Source organism: Alicyclobacillus dauci, from assembly GCF_026651605.1.
GTDB lineage: Bacteria > Bacillota > Bacilli > Alicyclobacillales > Alicyclobacillaceae > Alicyclobacillus > Alicyclobacillus dauci.
Genome location: NZ_CP104064.1, coordinates 844,771 through 861,948, shown reverse-complemented (window position 1 = coordinate 861,948; position 17,178 = coordinate 844,771). Strand labels below are relative to the sequence as shown.

Genomic DNA, 17,178 nt, shown 5'->3' with positions numbered 1-17,178 from the left:
TATGACGGTATGCCCCCTGACAAAGGAAACATACGAAACAATGGAAAGTCACTGAACCTGTGAATGTAGCACGTCATAGGTTCAGTGACTTTCGACTCATTCTGGCAGTCGCGGTGCTGTTACTAGTGATTTTCCGCTCCCCCGCTCAAGATCGACTCCAAGTAAGCCCACCGTCATTTGACATGACAATGGCACCCTTGCCAGCTTTGCTTCCCACAAGAATGACGTGCTGCGCATCCGGCACCGCAATCGCCATTTGTGTTGGCGTGACGTCCAGCGCGGGCCCCACTTTGTACGGACCCGTCACTTTTCCGTTCGTCGTCACACGCGTGACAATAGCCTGGTTGAGGCGCTCATCAACACCCACGAACACAATTTCGCCGGTCGGCAGAAGCGCCATCGGTCCAGGCTGTTCACCCACGTTCTTCTGAACAACAGGCTTCACGCCGTTGTAGTCAGCCGAAAAGTAACCCTCATCCAGGACCGGGCGCCACGTCTTTCCTGCGTCATTTGACTCAAATAGAATGAACGCCGATTGGCTCATGCCTGCATCTCCACCGTAGAAGAGGACGGCGACATGATTCCCTTGCACTTGTACGTCAGTGTGCCACGATCCGCCTTTCAAATGTGCCGAGAGCACGGTCGTCCAGTGCGTGCCGTGATCGACTGTCTTGTAAACGCTCTGACCAGTGGAAGCATAAGCAGTGTTATCATCCACAGCGGCGATGGACTGAACACCCGCAGATGGTGTCGCACGAGACATCGATCCGTCAAGCCCCCCGGAAGCCCAGACGGTTCCACCGCTCAGTACCCAGGTTGAAGCGTCATCGAGCAGCGCTACGGCCTGTACATTGGAGACCCCTTGCCCTTGGGCGTTCCCCGGCGCACGTTCAGCATGAAAGTATCGACCGTCGTTGCTCACAAGGAGAGATGATTTCGTGAAGGCGACGACATTTTGAATATGGTCATTGACTGGAGGCGCCGCTTGAATGCCTAACACGGGAACCGTCGAGGCATAAACGAGCGCCCACGTTTTCCCGCCATCTGCCGTCCGGTAAATCCCGTTATCCCCGGCTGCGTAGCCGACTTCAGTGGAACTGAACGATACGGCATGAAGCGCCTTAGCCCCGAATTGCGTGAATGGAACGTATGCCGGGATCATCGGGCCACCTTGGTGGACGGTTTGGACAGATGAATTGCCTGTCGAGTGACTCGGCGGCGTAGCGTTTGCCGTGGGGCTGATCGTCGTGTTTCCTGTGGACGCGATGGAATTGCCTGTCGTGTTAACGGTAGCTGACGATGACGTATTCGCGGTCGCCGCACTGCCTACAGTCTCGTTTGCCGCGATTGTGTTCGTCGCGATACTCGGCGCAGTCAGGGTCTTTTGACCTGTGGCGCAACCTGCCAACGTGCCTATCGAGATGAGTGCAAGCCCTGCTAGGGCAGATAATTGTGTTCTCACAAGTTGATTCCCCTTTCGCGTGCTTCAAGGAATCAGACGTATGAGATAAAGAATATGTTACGGAGCCTCACCAATGGCGTTTAAAATTACCTCGCCTCCGACGATTGTCTGTAGGACATTCGTCGACGGGATCAAGTCGGTGTTGTCAAGTTTCGTGATGTCGGTGTCGATGATCGTGAAATCGGCCAACCATCCGTTTGGCCCTTCACATGCTCTTAATGAATGGCGTAGGACGGTCCCTGCGTGAACGAGGCAATGGCCTCTTTGGCTCAGTGACTCCGGTAAATCGATGAATCACCCGATCCCGCCGCGACACCCCCGGCACCGACTCCAGTGCAGATAGAACCATGTCCAGAGCGCCATAGCCAATGGCGTGAACGGCAACCGGCAAGATTAGCTTCCGCAACTCAGCCACCCGGTGATTCAAGTTTTACATACAGATAAGCGGCCCTTATCGGGCCCGCTTATCTTTAGCTGCAATAGCTTGGCGTAATTTCAGAGGGTCTTCATCTAGTAGAAGATCGTGAAGCGAAGTGGCAGTCACAAGGCTATAGGCTTCATCAGGGTTATACAGGGCTATTGTTGTCCCTATTTCATCAGTCCCCTTTACCAATTCAGTAATTCCGAGGCGCTCTTTCAATGCTGACTGCAGTACTTGTGAATAGTTGATATCAGCTCTGTCGGCTGCATCTGCTAACCATTTCGGTATCGTAAGATTCTTTTTGACTGATTGATTTGCGATCTTGCTTCGAATTACCGGCATCCATGCTTCTACAAGTGCCATCATCGCACCTTGAGTCAACTGAGATTGATCCGGTACTGATGGTTCTGGAATTTCATCACCGTCTGCTTCCATACCGTACAGGTGTAATTCGAGGGCCTCCTTAGCCATAGAAAATGCTTCTTCCAGTGTAGCACCTTCCGTGATACACCCCGGCAAATCAGGGAATGTAACAGTAAAGCCACTTACTTCCCCAGGTTCAAATACTGCCGGATAGATATATCGGGATTTCAAAGTAACAACCCCTTTCTGGGGATTACTTAAAGGTAATCCCCGTTTGTTTTCCAATGCTTCGAACTGTTTTCGGGTCTAAGTCCCTTTCCGGATGGGGCACGGTCGTTTTTCCCGGTTTGTTTGGATGCACCAGCTGAATGTGCGACCCGACTTGATGTTTTATGACCCAACCATCCGCCCGAAGTATTGCTAGTACTTCACGCGATGAGTAACTTCGATTTGACCTGGAACGAGGGCGACAACAAACGTTTTCCAGACTTTTAGCAATCTTACATCGCGAAGACACGACGGGCCATGCCATGTCGAAGATCAATCAATCTATCTGGATAACTTTCCGTCCCCAAAACAAAGGACCGTTACACCCACGACAAGGCGAACGGTCCTTTGTTTTGCTCGTAAGTAGAGGTTATGCGCTAACTAACGGATTCACACCACAGGAAACCAGCCTGGCGTGTTCATAATGGCTTGCCACAGCGGATCGGGTACGACCAACCGCTCTTGATCATCTTTCGACAACGTAGTTGCGATTTCCGACTCACGCCCCTGCTCGACTTTCTGAACCCAATCCGGCTCCATGATGATTTCCCGTCCCAAAGCGATGAGGGGAATACCCGTTTCAAGTGCCTTCACAGCCTCGTCCGGTGTATGAATGAGGCCCACACCGATAACTGGAACGGTTTGCCCTACACGATCTTGAATCAGTTCGATGCGCGCCTTAGATGTTTCCACACCGCGTCGCGGTACGGACCAGAAATCGAACAGTGACACGTGGAGATAGTCCAGCTCTTTGGCTGCCAAGGCATCAATCAATTCGAGCGTATCCGCCATGGTGATGCCTGGATCTGTCGGCTCTTCCGGGGAGAACCGGTAACCAACGAGAAATGGGCTTTTGGCATGTTCTGCAACCACTCGTTTGACTTCATCGACAACAGCCAGCGGGAAAGTCATCCGCTTCTCGATGCTGCCTCCCCACTCGTCGTTGCGTCGGTTGGAATGAGGTGAAAAGAACTGCTGAATGAGATACCCGTTTGCTCCGTGAATCTCGACACCATCGTACCCGGCTTCAATGGCTCTGCGGGTCGTTTCACCGAAAGCGCGAATGATATCCTTGATTTCCGTGCCAGACAATTCCCGTGGCTGTGCCGCACCTTCCTGTTCGGCAGCAACGGAGCTCGCACTGACGACATCTCCATCCGGAACGAGATTTGGCGGACACATTCTCCCACCGTGGAAGATTTGCAGGACCGCCTTGGCGCCTTCCTTCTTGATGGCGGTTGCCAATCGACGCAGGCTCGGGATCATTTCATCCGTGTGACCAGCAAACTCACCGGGGAACCCTTTACCATTTGCTGTGACATTCGTACATGCCGTCACCACCATGCCTACACCGGCGGATCGGCGGGCGTAGTAATTGACCTCAGCGTCTGTCACCGTTCCATCGTCGTTCGACGAGAAATTGGTCATGGGTGCCATGACGACGCGGTTTTTGATGGCGACACCGCTGCGAAATTCCATCGGGCGGAATAATGGCTGGTATTTCTGCTCCACGTTTCTCTCTCCTCAATCTCCGTTACATCTATCTATCAAATGTAACTATATATTTTATAGTCGAATCCATATTATAGTTTGTCCTGGATGGCAAAATCAAATTCTCAGCGCTTTCCCGAAAAACAAAAAAGCCCTTTCAAAAAGGGCTCCCGGCCGTCGAGAAAGTCTCGACAGCCCTTGTTTGTTTTCTAGAGAACGTGAACGGTTCATGCGTGCACTAAACTCCAATTTCGCATGTCACCCGTTTCGGCGAACCGCGTGTGCCAGCTTAACGCTTCTTCTAAAATATGAGGCGTGTGACCACCCCGGCGCTCTGCACGTTTAAAGTAATCGAGGAGTTCATCTTGGTACATCGGATGTGCCAAGTTTTGAATAATCGTCTTCGCACGTTCGCGAGGCGTGAGCCCCCGCAAGTCGGCAATGCCCCGTTCCGTCACGATCACGTCCACGTCGTGTTCAGTGTGATCGATATGGGATGCAAATGGAACGACACTGGAGATCCGGCCGTCTTTCGCGGACGACTTAGTCACAAATATCGTCAGGCCCGCATTCCGTGCAAAATCCCCTGAACCACCTATCCCGTTCATCATGTGTGTGCCGCGCACGTGTGTCGAGTTGACATTGCCGTATATGTCGAATTCGAGGGCCGTGTTAATGGCGATGACGCCGAGGCGACGAACCACTTCCGGGTGATTCGAGATTTCCTGCGGCCGCAAAATAATCTTGTCACGATACTGAGAGATGGATGAAATGATTCGATCCACCGCCCGATCCGACAGCGTCAACGAACTCGACGAGGCAAACGAAACCTTTCCCGCGTCGAACAATTCAAAAACTGCGTCCTGCATGACTTCCGTGTATATTTCAAGGTTTTCAAACCGCGAAGCGGCAAGTCCACTCAGCACCGCGTTGGACACAGACCCGACGCCGCTTTGGAGTGGTGCTAAATTGCTCGGTAGCCGCCCATGGCGAACTTCGTGTTCGAACAGGTCCAAAATATAACCAGCCATGCGTTCTGTTTCGGCGTCGGGGGGAACAATGCTCGACGGTGTATCACTATAGTGTGAAACCACAATACCGACAATCTTTTGCGGGTCGCAAGGAATATAAGGAATGCCAATCCGATCCCGCACATTTGTCAGCGGTATAGGCGTCCGATTCGGACGACCATTCGGTAGGTAAATATCGTGCAAACCAACAAACTCTTCCGGAATGTTCACGTTGATTTCAACGATGACCTTACTTGCCTTCTCAACGAATATCGGACTGTTCCCAACTGACGTGGTCGGAACAATGCCCCCATCTTCAGTGATGGCAGTCGCTTCGATGATGGCCAGATCAATCTCGCCGAGCGAACCACCGCGCAACAGTTCCGCCGTGTGACTTAAGTGCTGGTCTGTATACCCGACATCGCCAAAGTTGATGCTCTTACGAAGCTGAGCGTTTGTTTGATATGGAAGCCTGCGAGCGATCAAGTTATGCTCAGCGAGTATCGTGTCAGTTTCCCCTAACGATGCTCCGGAATACAAATTGATCTTCAATTCCTCACCAGTTCGCTCCACCCGATCCGCCAACGCTCGCAAAACAGCCTTCGCATCGCCTGACTTGGTAAATCCGCTGACCCCGACGGTCATTCCGTTTTTAATCCAGGCCTGTGCTTCCTTAGCCGTGATAACTCTATCTCGCAAACCTTGATGTTGAATCCGACGTTCCAACATGCATATCACCTCGTTTATCCCCCGAAAGCGCTTTCCGTTGTCATCGAGTATATCTCCCAGAAAAACGTGTGTCTCGGTTTTCGGACATACGGTGGATAATGAGGATAAGCGAAGGACATTCACGACAAACAAGTGACGGAACGAGCCAATGACGTGGAAGAATTAAAATTCCAGAACTTTACGCACATGACTTACATAGGATTGTCCTACGGGTAATTCGCACCCTTTGGGCTCACTCATGGCGATGTGAAGGTTGGCGTGCGCATCGCGACGGATCGCCTCGATAAAGGCGATGTTTACAATATAAGAACGATGGATTCGAACGAATTGCAGAGTGGGCAGACGGGTTTCGAGCTCCTGCAACGTGTGGTTGGTGGAAAACGTCCCCTCTTCCGTAACCAGCCACGTTTTCTTTTGGGCACTTTCGATATACGTGATACGCTCAACCGCGATGGGGCGCCAAAGACCATCTGCGTGTCCGGTGATGAACGAAACGGGACGTGGTGTACGGTGCTGTGGTGGCAATATCACTGTAAGAGCCGTTTCCTGGCCATTCTCTCTGCGAAGCAAGTACCCGAGTCCGTAGTATGACAAGCCAAAAACGGACGAGTCCACTTCGGATTCAACACGTGACTTCTCTTCAAACACCCGGTATGCGATGCTTCCTGGACGCACCACTTCTCCGGGATGAATATGGATATCGTGTGTTCCTGGTCGGTAGGCGACGTATTTATCGTGATTCGCCACTGCGATGGAAGCAGACGGTGGAAGCCAATCTCTCAGCACTTCTGGCAGTTGTTCACTCAGAGAAAAGTCATTCACTAGGGCTACCTCCTCTTTCTGCGGCCATGTCCCATCGAGAGTGGATGAGCTCAACGTCAGTGTACATTACGACCACAAAAAATTGAATGACCCCAATGTAAAAGGGCCACCCTGGGGCAGCCCTTCGACCTGATTTTCCGTCCGTCGTCGCAGACTTACGTTGGAGCTAGTGTGAAGCTCCGCCTCACACCGCTTCAGTCGCTTCCTTGATCCGCTCCGCCAAGTCCTGTTCATACCGACTACGTTGTTCTTCCGACCAGTGAAGCTGCTCAGCCATATATCGAACAACAGCATCCTTCCACGTGTGGACCCAAGCAATGTCGAAATACAGGCTTCCTGTGCGCCGAATGAAAAAGTCAGATGGGGTCGCGACCATTTCATGTTCCAAGCCGTACGTGAGCGCGCCGAACACTTCAGGTGACAAACCGCTAGCCTCCAGTTCATCACGTCGAGTCCGGATGATGTCGAATACTTGATGGACGTTGGTACCATACCGATATGCCAGCTTGCGGGCTTCGTCCTTCGTCAGCCCGAGGCTGACGCCACTTTGTGTCTGTTCGGCCAGGAACGGCTGTAAATGCTCCGATCCGCCAAACTTACCCCCAGAATACGCAATATGCTCCGTTGTACAGCCAGGGAACTGACGGTTCGTCTCCCGGGCGAGCTCTTCCGTCACCATGCTGACCACTTTGTCCGCCATTTTCCGGTAACCAGTGAGCTTTCCGCCCGCAATGGTAAACAGTCCACTTTCCGACCGGAACACTTCATCTTTCCGCGATATTTCCGATGGATCCTTACCCTCTTCGTGAATGAGCGGTCTGACGCCCGTCCAACTGGACTCCACATCTTCGGCAGTCAACTTGACCGACGGGAACATAAAGTTTACGCACTTGATCAGATAGTCTCTATCCTCGACGGTCATCCGAGGGTAAATCAAATCATCCTTGTAGTTCGTATCGGTTGTACCGATGTACGTCTTTCCTTCCCGCGGAATGGCGAAGACCATCCGACCATCCGGAACGTCGAAATAAACGGAATTCCGAAGGGGAAACCGATGTCCATCGACGACGATGTGAACACCTTTTGTGTGGTGAAGCGTCTTTCCCTTTTTCGATCCGTCCATCTCCCGCAGCACATCCACCCACGGACCGGTCGCATTGACCACTTTCTTGGCACGAATCTCGTACTCTTCTCCCGTAAGCAGATCTTTAGCCGTTACACCAACCACTTTGCCATCCTCGTAGAGGAGCTTCGTGGCTTTTGTGTAGTTGACGGCAGTTGCACCGCGATCGACCGCCTCTTTCAAGATCTCTAACGTCAGCCGGGCATCATCGGTTCGATATTCGACGTAGTATCCCGAACCCTTGAGGCCGTCTGTCCGTAGCAGCGGCTCTTTCGCCAACGTCTCGTCATACGAAAGCATCTTGCGCCGTTCACTTCGTTTCACACCGGCGAGGATGTCGTAAACGAAAATGCCAATGGAACTCGCCAGTTTTCCATATGTTCCGCCCTGAATGATGGGCAGGAGCATCCAGACCGGCGTGGTGATGTGCGGTCCATTTTCATAGACGATGGCTCTCTCTTTGCCCACTTCAGCGACAAGCCCTACCTCGAACTGCTTCAAATATCGAAGCCCACCGTGTACCAGCTTGGTGGATCGGTTCGAAGTGCCCGCCGCGAAGTCCTGCATTTCGATGAGGCCCGTCCGAACACCGCGAACATGCGCGTCCAGCAAAATACCCGCACCGGTGATCCCCCCGCCAATAACGAGCAAGTCCAGTTCCTCATCGCGAAGCCGACTTACCATATTCTTTCTACGGGTTACTGAGAAATCCCCACTCATGTCACATCGCTCCTAATAGCAAGAAAACCACAGTACCGGATACACGTAGTGTGTGCATCCAGCCTGTGGTTTTCTCCTTGTCTCACAACCAGGTATATTAACTTGTCAGACCCGACCATGCGGGTTTTACTTAAATGCTCGAGTTGCGTTAACTGCCTTCACCCATCCATTATATAACGATGTTCTGTCACTGTCATCCATTTGGACATCAAACGTCCTGTCGATCCGCCAGTTGCTCGCAATCTCATCCCTGCTATCCCAGAAGCCGACGGCAAGACCTGCGAGATAAGCTGCGCCAAGTGCCGTTGTTTCGACGACAACCGGACGCTCCACAGGAACCCCGAGAATGTCACTTTGGAACTGCATCAAGAAGTTGTTCGCCGCAGCCCCACCGTCTACCCGGAGTTTCTTCAGCTGAATCGACGAATCCGCCTCCATGGCATCTAGAACGTCCTTGGTCTGATATGCGAGCGATTCCAATGTCGCGCGGATAAAGTGTTCCTTTTGCGTTCCCCGTGTCAACCCAAAGATGGCACCTCGTGCATCGCTGTCCCAGTACGGCGTGCCAAGCCCGACAAAGGCCGGGACCAAGTAAACCCCATCCGTGGAATCTACCTTCGTCGCGTACGATTCACTCTCCGGTGCACTCTTCAACATGCGCAGCCCATCTCTGAGCCACTGAATAGCCGACCCTGCAACAAAGATGGATCCTTCCAGTGCGTACTCAACCTTGCCGTCAATTCCCCAGGAAATAGTTGTCAAAAGCCCGTGTTCCGATCGTACAGCTTTCTCACCTGTGTTCATGAGCATAAAGCAACCTGTCCCGTACGTGTTTTTTGCCATGCCCGGCTCGAAACATGCCTGACCGAACAGGGCCGCCTGTTGGTCCCCAGCGATCCCGGCGATAGGAATTTCCTGTCCAAAAAAGAGCGCTTTCTCCGTATGTGCGTAAACCTCAGACGATGAATGAACCTCTGGAAGCATCGATGACGGGACCGTCAGAATATCGAGGAGCTCTTCGTCCCACTTTAAGTCGAAAATGTTGTACATCAGCGTGCGAGATGCGTTCGTGTAATCCGTGACGTGTTTCTGACCACCCGATAGCTTCCATACTAACCACGTGTCGATGGTTCCGAAGAGTAAATCGCCCTTCTCGGCTTTTTCACGTGCGCCTGGGACGTGATCGAGAATCCATTTCACCTTGGTCCCGGAGAAGTACGCGTCGATGAGCAGTCCCGTTTTGGAGCGGAACAAATCGTCGTAACCTTTCTGCTTCAACTCTTCGCAGATGTCAGCCGTTTGGCGCGACTGCCAAACGATAGCGTTATATACGGGTTGACCTGTCGTCTTATCCCACACGACGGCGGTTTCGCGCTGATTTGTAATACCGATAGCGGCAATTTCCTGCGCCGTCACTTGGTGGGTTGCCAACAGTTCCGAAATGACACTTTGCACAGATCCCCAAATTTCCATGGCATCGTGTTCAACCCAACCACTTTGCGGGAAGATCTGGGTAAATTCCTTTTGCGACACGGCTACGATCTGCCCCGCCTTATCAAACAAAATTGCACGCGAACTCGTCGTACCTTGGTCAATTGCCATCACGTATTTCTTTTCCACGATTAACTCCCCCTTAATCTGTGACAGGCGATGATGCTACAACGTAAATTTGAGAATCCGACGCGACGTCAGTGAAAGAATCCAAGATAAAAGTAAGCAGCGATGATTCCACCCAAAATCGGTCCCACGATAGGAATCCAGGCATAGCCCCAATCGGAACTGCCCTTCCCCGCGATTGGCAGAACAGCGTGTGCCAGACGGGGACCGAGGTCGCGAGCCGGATTGATGGCGTATCCTGTCGTTCCGCCAAGCGACATACCAATGGCTACAATCAACCACGCTGTGACGAATGTCGACAGCCCGTTCGCCATAACGACGCCTTTTGCACCAAACGCGAGAAGTGCCAGAACCAGTACAAACGTTCCAATGACTTCACTCAGCAAGTTCGCAAATGGACTGCGAATGGCTGGTCCTGTTGCGAAGATAGCCAGTTTTGCTTCCGGGTCGCTCGTTTCTTTCCAGTGCGGGAGGTAATGCAGCCAGACAACGACGGCGCCGAGGAAGGCACCGATGAGCTGTGCCACTATCATGGGCAGGACTTTTGCCCACGCAAGTTTGCCCGCCACGGCAAAGGCGATGGTCAACGCTGGATTGAGGTACGCTCCGGAATAGTGCCCAACAGCGTAAGCCCCAACCATCACGGCAAGACCCCAACCAATGGTAATGACCACCCAGCCCGCGTTTTCCGCCTTTGATTTTTTAAGAACGACGCCAGCAACGACACCGTCTCCTAATAGAATTAAGAGAAATGTGCCAATCAGTTCTGCTAAAAAATATGACATTCGGTACGCCCCCTAGTCCAATTTTTTCTTCGCATGAGATAAAACGCTTACACAATTAGGCAAAATATCGAATTGCCAATCACCTCGCATGGTAACAAACAAAAGAACCGCAAAACATCGAGTTTGAGAATACAAACTCGACCGTATCGCGGTTCTCCAAATCTCACACCGATAATTAACTTATAGAAAACGCATACATCAATGTGTCCATCTTACTATCCTATAATCGATTCGTCAAGATTCTCTGTTAATCGACAGACTCAGACCCCACAAATCACGGTGAGAAGTCGTTACAGCAGTAGCACCCGACTCTAAAATTGAGACAATTTCGGCTTCAGTTCGAATGAAACCGCCCGCTAAAACGGGTATGCGTGTACCAAAGCTGATCTCTCGAATGACATCCGTGAGTACCCCGGGCAACACCTCAATGTAGTCCGGCTGCGAACTTTTGAGCACGCGATAGCTCGTCTCCAAACTGTGCGAGTCAATTAAGAAAATCCGCTGAATACCAAGCAATCCGTGCTTTTTAGCGGTCGCTATAACGGTCGAGTGTGTCGATATGAGCCCTGCTGGCTTGATCATTTGACAGAGAAATTGCGTGGCCGCTTCATCATGTTTCAGTCCCTGCACCAAATCAGCGTGCAATAGTATCTTTTTATTCCGCACCTTCGCCGCTCGCATGATGCTCGGCAATTGCGCAAGATGCGTTTCGAGTAAAATCATGTACGTAAAGTCACGATTCAGTAGTTCGTCGAAGTCCTTCATGGAACGTACCGCGGGAATAATCCGCTGGTTATCAAAATGCACAAGTTCCACCTTCTTTTCCGAAACTTGGTCCACCAGTTGCTGTCCCGCTAGTCAAGGAGCATCCACAACTTGTCTGCTGTACTTAGAATGTCTGTTACCTTGCTTTCCTCAGTCTCTTCAGGAAAAACGGAATGAATGTCCCCGACAGCACTAACCCGAATGCGATCGCCCCGGCCATGAGAAATGTCTCTGAAGCCAACTGAACTGCCTGATTATAACTACCCTCAGCCAAGTGCCGCATCGTGTCGTACGCTGTACCACCAGGGACGAGCGGAATCATTCCCGAGACGCTAAACACGATGACAGGCATACAAAATATCCGTGCGAACACCTGACAAATCGCTCCGGCTACGAAGGCAGCAACGAATGTAGAAAATACTTGGCTAGCATGAAAATAAGCCGGTAGCCCAATGTAAAGCATCCATGCTATCATACCCACGACACCGCCCGGAATGACAGACTTCTTGGGCGCGTTGAACATCACAGAAAAGGCTGCGGACGCGACTAGGCTGACCGCACAGGCCAATAACATAAACCTAACACCCTTCGTAACTGTAGTTTAGCCGGCGGCTATGACAAAAGCGATTCCTGTACCGATAGCAAATGCCGTCAAGAATGCCTCAGCTCCACGCGACAGTCCTGAAAACAAGTCTCCCGACATCAAATCGCGAATGGCATTCGTAATCAGCAGTCCAGGGACCAAAGGCATGACAGAACCAATAATGATTTTGTCCAGTTGAACACCGAAACCAAAGTGCACGCAAATTCTAGCGATCAGTCCGATAGTAAAGGACGAAACAACTTCCGAAAAAAACTTCACAGACACAAACCGTCGAAATGCCAGGAACAGCGAATAACCAACGCCACCGGCAAGGACCGAAGGAAAAAAGTCGGCATAACTCCCCTGGAACATCAGTGTAAAACAGCCACTTCCTAAAACGGCCGCGATGATGTGAACGAGAGTGGAATACACGGCTGGAGACTTCTGAATCTTAAGCAGTTCATTCCTTGCCTCTTGAAGACTCAGTCTATCCCGACCAGCCCTCCGGGACAAATCGTTCACCAAGGTGATCAATTGGAGATTCGTCGAACGATCATGAATTCGCACGAGTTTCGTGTAGTCAGACGGAGTATTCTCTTCCCTCATTGACACAATGATGGCTGTCGGCGTCGAGAACACATTGATGGTCTCAACGCGATAATTCATCGCTAACCGAGTGATGGTGTCTTCTACGCGGTGTGTTTCCGCGCCGCCTTCCAGCATCAGCTTGCCTGCCAGTAAGCACAATTCCATCACATCACTAATTGAATAGGATTGATTGTCCATATACATCCCTTTGTTTCTGCGTCTCACGTGTATACACAAACTGAGTCGGTAAAATAGCCCCGGCACGATGTACTTTATCGGCGACTTCATACACGCTAATCCATTGCGCCGTTGGCACTCGCGGCACTATCGTGATGGATAGTTGATATGTCAGCAGTCCCCATTATCTGCTACTCTCGTCCTCGTTTCAATGCCATTTTGCACCCAACTGTCCCGGTACCCCAAACGGCGACTTGCCACCGGTTTCATCAAACATTAAAATAAGAACATACGTTCGCATCTCTTGGCAAAGCACACGAAATGGGTGAAGTTATGCGCAAGGCACCGACGTTCGAAAACATCTCATCGAAACAGATCATGAATAAAGTAACTGCACCGAAAATGCCTTTCCAATGGTCCATCAATCCATACCGTGGATGCACCCACGGCTGCAGCTTTTGTTATGCGCGCTCAACGCACAGTTACTTAGGACTTTCACCAGACGATTCGTTTCGGCAACACGTGTTTGTGAAGGACGATGCAGCAGATGTGCTGGAGGCTCAACTCACCCGTAAACTGCGCAGACACGGTGGAAGCTACTTGAAAATGGCCCAGGACATCGGTTTGGTCAACATTGGCACGGCAACTGACCCATACCAGCGCATCGAGGCGCGTCGCACTGTAACACGCAGGTGCTTGGAAGTTCTGGCTCACTTTGACGTTCCAACGTCGATTACCACCCGCTCCCCACTGATCCTTCGCGATCTCGATATTTTACAAACGATGAACATCCAGTCCATCAACATCAGTGTGAACACACTCGACAAATCCATCTGGCGCAATTTGGAACCCGCAACTCCAGCACCCATCAAACGGCTTGAGACGATAAGGACCTTAGCCCAGGCTGGACTACCGGTGGGTATTCTCATGGCACCCATCATTCCATTTTTGACGGATTCCAGGGCTCAGCTGAACGACGTTCTGGCTGCTGCGGTTGAACACAGAGCAGCTTTCGTCATTCCGTCGGTTTTGCGGTTGAACCCGGAAGTCAAGATTTGGTTTATGCAAACCATCCGCGAGAATTATCCGAGGCTAACAGCAAAGTACGCAAGACTCTACCGCACCACTTATGCGCCGTCTTCATATGTTAACCCTTTAATGGATAAGGTTCGGAAACTAATGGAAAAATTCGGACTGCATACGCAAAATACAACAATACGGCTACCACGCTTTACCTCAAATGATGGGACCACAACTGATGGATCCGATAACATGCCTATATCCGAACAATCCGGTGTGCAGATGGTGTTGCCGATTTAATGAATGACGGATTCCCTCCACTTGAAACCACAGACACATCGTGTGTGGCGGCGGATGTTCTATTGTCGTGGCGATTTTAACAATCGTCCTTACGACGACTCCACCCAGCCCAAACAAGTCGAGACCGCCATCCGTTTCCGGTTAGCGGTCTCTCAACTGAATACTGAACTCGCGATTTGTAATCAGTTGTTAAGCGGATTCCAAAAAGCGGATGCTGCTGTACTTTTTCCATCATTCGTGTGATGTACTGTAAGTTGACTCTGCACTGCTATGTCTTCAGATGATGAGCCAACCATGATGCTGACCATACCGTCCAGCAAAGTCCAATCATTCGATTTTGCATCCCATATTGAGAAAGCCCGTGGATTTAGCGTAAACGTTACTCGCTTCGTTTCACCGGGTTTGAGATACACCTTTTGGTAGTCCTTCAGTTGTTTTGGCGGCTCGTTTGCGGAAGCAGGATCACCGATATACAGTTGCGGAACAGCATACCCCGCCCTGGATCCGGTGTTTGTGACATCCACATCGACCCGTACTTCGCCGGGGTTCTTTGGATCACTCCAGCCATTTGTATCCTTCGGATTGACATTCAGATGACTATACTTGAACGTGGTGTAGGATAAACCATAACCGAACGGGAACAGGGGTTTTACATTATTCGCATCATACCAGCGATAGCCAACATCCAATCCTTCCGTGTAATTTACCTGAAGGTTTGATGTGGGCGTCGCGGGTACCTCTGTTGCGGACGCCGGGAACGTCATCGGTAAATGTCCGGATGGATTCACGTCACCATATAAAACAGCAGCGATGGCGTTACCATCTTCTTGTCCTGGATACCAAGCTTCGACCACACCTTTGACATCGTTCAACCATGGCATCAACACTGGCCCACCCGTATTCAGAACGACAATGGTATTCGGATTTGCCTGAGCAACCGCTTCGATTAACTGGTCCTGTTGACCTGGTAATTCGTAACTTGTCCGGTCCGCTCCCTCAGACTCATAATCGTTCGCAAACACGATAGCGACATCCGACTGCTTCGCGGTTAGGACCGCTTGGTCCATCAGGGAGACACCCGTCGGCGGTGCCCATCCCAGTTGCAGGGACGATTGCCCACCGCCTTGCATATACTGTATGGTCACTTGGACAGGTTGACCCGCAGTCAGCGTGATGCTTCCGGTTTTCGTCGTTACCGGTTGATAATTCCAGTTATCAACAACCAGTTGCCCGTTGATATACAATCGACTACCGTCGTCGCTCGAAAGTGAGAAAGTATAGCTTCCTGTCGTAGGGGGTGCCAGCGTCCCAGTCCATTGAGCGGACCAATTGTCAGCGTTTACACCGCTCCCTGGGGAGTTACCATTCCAATTGAAGTCGAGATTCGTGTCTGTCCGAGTCAATACCGGGTCACCTGACAGGTTTACGTTGTTATAAAATTGTCCCTGTAATCCGTTCCCGAAATACTGTGCTGGAATGTCCGGCAGCGCGCCATTCGGTAAAAAGCCCGGCGCGTACTGGACATTTACGCCGCTGCCTGCGCGTTTTGTAATTCCCTGCAACGGCGTTACGACGTATGGAGGGGTTACATACGCGCTGCCACCTCCACTACTCATCGGACTTAGCGAACCATCGGGACCGATCACGGCAATCGACTTAGCTTTCCTCAGCGGTAATATGTTGCCTTCGTTTTTCAACAGTACGGTTCCATTCTCGGCAATCTGCTTAGCAATGTCGGCATGGGCAGACGTCGTGACGACATTCGATGGTGAGCCTGCACTCGGATGGTCAAATAGACCAAATTGGAACATCTCTCGTAAAATTCGACTGACCTTGTCGTCAATCGTAGCCATGCTGACCTGACCCGCTTCAACTGCAGCCTTCAAGTTATCGCCGAAGTATTGTCCACCCGGCATTTCAATATCTAAGCCGTTGTTTGCCGCGGCAACCATGCTATGTGTAGCGCCCCAATCGGACACGACAAACCCCTTGAATCCCCACTCGTTCTTCAATACATTTGTGAGTAGGTCTTGATTCTCACTTGCGTATTGCCCGTTTACCTTGTTGTAGGCGGCCATGACAGATGCGACATTGCCGTCCTTCACAGCGGCTTCAAATGCGGGAAGGTAGATTTCATGAAGTGTACGTTGGTCAATGATATCATTTTCTGTCATGCGGTTCGTCTCTTGGCTGTTGGCATCATAGTGTTTTACCTCAGCCATAACCCCTTGGCTTTGGACACCCTTAATAAATTGAACTCCCGTTGACCCGTTTAGATATGGATCTTCGCCATAGGATTCAAATGTTCGTCCGCCAAGTCCATTACGCATAATATTCACGTTAGGCCCCAAGTCAACGGTTACATTTTTACCTCGGTCTTCATTTCCGACAACCGTTCCATATTGGAGCGCAGCTGCCTGATCCCAGTTCGCGCTAAGTGCGATAGGAGCCGGTAGTTGGGTTACACCGGTCATCCCATTACCCACACCCTCAGCGCCATCTGACATATTCACAGCAGGAATTCCTAGACGTGGGTTGGCAGGTATATTTCCAACATACGAACCCGTACTTCCATGCAGCATTGCTATTTTATCATCCAGCGTCATGGCAGATAGCAATTCACTTACGCGCTGATCAACGGTCTGATTCGGATTCAACCAGGGTTGATTTTGACTAGTCTGAGTGGATGTGTTGGCGGCAGCCAATGCTGTTCCCGCTATCATCATCGGAGAAAGTAACATACTGGTGGCAATTAATGCAGTTCTGACCGTGCGTTTCATAAGCGCCCTCCTTATTCATGAGCCTACTCACCCAGAACCCATTTTCATAGGCAACAAATAAGGTTTTCTATATCTGCGAAACACCTGAACTACTTCCTTTTTCGTCTAAATACTGCTCTTTTCGTATTGACCGCATCACCACCTTCCCGCGGCGT

The 17,178-nt window shown here is 51.1% G+C and carries 16 protein-coding genes; 1 reads left to right on the top strand and 15 read right to left on the bottom strand.

Annotation, left to right across the window (positions count from 1 at the left end):
- Nucleotides 1–145: 145 nt before the first annotated feature.
- The 14 genes from NZD86_RS04295 to NZD86_RS04230 all read right to left on the bottom strand — a co-directional run bounded on the left by NZD86_RS04295 (nt 146) and on the right by NZD86_RS04230 (nt 12,971).
- Nucleotides 146–1,462: a WD40/YVTN/BNR-like repeat-containing protein gene (locus tag NZD86_RS04295; RefSeq protein WP_268045250.1), complete on the bottom strand. Its 1,317-nt coding sequence runs from the start codon at nt 1,460–1,462 to the stop codon at nt 146–148.
- A 57-nt stretch (nt 1,463–1,519) separates the two neighbouring features.
- Complete coding sequence (locus tag NZD86_RS04290) at nt 1,520–1,651, bottom strand: hypothetical protein (RefSeq protein ID WP_268045249.1); 132 nt, start codon at nt 1,649–1,651, stop codon at nt 1,520–1,522.
- Nucleotides 1,652–1,667: 16 nt separating this feature from the next.
- On the bottom strand, nt 1,668–1,868 hold the full coding sequence (locus NZD86_RS04285; RefSeq protein WP_268045248.1) for a hypothetical protein: 201 nt from the start codon (nt 1,866–1,868) through the stop codon (nt 1,668–1,670).
- 45 nt (nt 1,869–1,913) lie between these two features.
- Nucleotides 1,914–2,531 (bottom strand): type II toxin-antitoxin system HicB family antitoxin, encoded by a 618-nt coding sequence (locus NZD86_RS04280; protein WP_326492638.1) that lies wholly within the window; start codon nt 2,529–2,531, stop codon nt 1,914–1,916.
- Nucleotides 2,500–2,778: a type II toxin-antitoxin system HicA family toxin gene (locus tag NZD86_RS04275; protein WP_326492637.1), complete on the bottom strand. Its 279-nt coding sequence runs from the start codon at nt 2,776–2,778 to the stop codon at nt 2,500–2,502. Before NZD86_RS04275 ends, NZD86_RS04280 begins: the two co-directional genes overlap by 32 nt.
- Before the next feature lie 125 nt (nt 2,779–2,903).
- Complete coding sequence (locus tag NZD86_RS04270; RefSeq protein ID WP_407655211.1) at nt 2,904–4,025, bottom strand: NADH-dependent flavin oxidoreductase; 1,122 nt, start codon at nt 4,023–4,025, stop codon at nt 2,904–2,906.
- A gap of 206 nt (nt 4,026–4,231) precedes the next feature.
- Entirely contained in the window at nt 4,232–5,743 is a 1,512-nt protein-coding gene (locus NZD86_RS04265) for a succinyl-CoA:acetate CoA-transferase ScpC (RefSeq protein WP_268045247.1), read from the bottom strand.
- 162 nt (nt 5,744–5,905) lie between these two features.
- Nucleotides 5,906–6,565 (bottom strand): LytR/AlgR family response regulator transcription factor, encoded by a 660-nt coding sequence (locus NZD86_RS04260; protein WP_268045246.1) that lies wholly within the window; start codon nt 6,563–6,565, stop codon nt 5,906–5,908.
- 184 nt (nt 6,566–6,749) lie between these two features.
- Nucleotides 6,750–8,408, bottom strand: coding sequence for a glycerol-3-phosphate dehydrogenase/oxidase (locus NZD86_RS04255; RefSeq protein WP_268045245.1), 1,659 nt, complete (start codon nt 8,406–8,408; stop codon nt 6,750–6,752).
- Between the two features lie 126 nt (nt 8,409–8,534).
- A complete protein-coding gene (gene glpK / locus NZD86_RS04250) occupies nt 8,535–10,028 on the bottom strand; it encodes a glycerol kinase GlpK (RefSeq protein WP_268045244.1) in 1,494 nt (497 codons plus the stop codon).
- A gap of 68 nt (nt 10,029–10,096) precedes the next feature.
- Complete coding sequence (locus NZD86_RS04245) at nt 10,097–10,810, bottom strand: MIP/aquaporin family protein (RefSeq protein ID WP_268045243.1); 714 nt, start codon at nt 10,808–10,810, stop codon at nt 10,097–10,099.
- A gap of 234 nt (nt 10,811–11,044) precedes the next feature.
- Entirely contained in the window at nt 11,045–11,617 is a 573-nt protein-coding gene (locus NZD86_RS04240) for a glycerol-3-phosphate responsive antiterminator (RefSeq protein WP_268045242.1), read from the bottom strand.
- A 94-nt stretch (nt 11,618–11,711) separates the two neighbouring features.
- Entirely contained in the window at nt 11,712–12,149 is a 438-nt protein-coding gene (locus NZD86_RS04235; protein ID WP_268045241.1) for a threonine/serine exporter family protein, read from the bottom strand.
- Nucleotides 12,150–12,176: 27 nt separating this feature from the next.
- Nucleotides 12,177–12,971: a threonine/serine exporter family protein gene (locus tag NZD86_RS04230; protein ID WP_326492635.1), complete on the bottom strand. Its 795-nt coding sequence runs from the start codon at nt 12,969–12,971 to the stop codon at nt 12,177–12,179.
- A gap of 273 nt (nt 12,972–13,244) precedes the next feature.
- On the opposite strand from NZD86_RS04230, the gene NZD86_RS04225 reads away from it, so the two are divergent.
- Nucleotides 13,245–14,243, top strand: coding sequence for an SPL family radical SAM protein (locus NZD86_RS04225; RefSeq protein WP_268045240.1), 999 nt, complete (start codon nt 13,245–13,247; stop codon nt 14,241–14,243).
- Between the two features lie 182 nt (nt 14,244–14,425).
- On the opposite strand, the gene NZD86_RS04220 is transcribed toward NZD86_RS04225, so the two are convergent.
- Nucleotides 14,426–17,023, bottom strand: coding sequence for a glycoside hydrolase family 3 C-terminal domain-containing protein (locus tag NZD86_RS04220; RefSeq protein WP_268045239.1), 2,598 nt, complete (start codon nt 17,021–17,023; stop codon nt 14,426–14,428).
- Between the last annotated feature and the right edge of the window lie 155 nt (nt 17,024–17,178).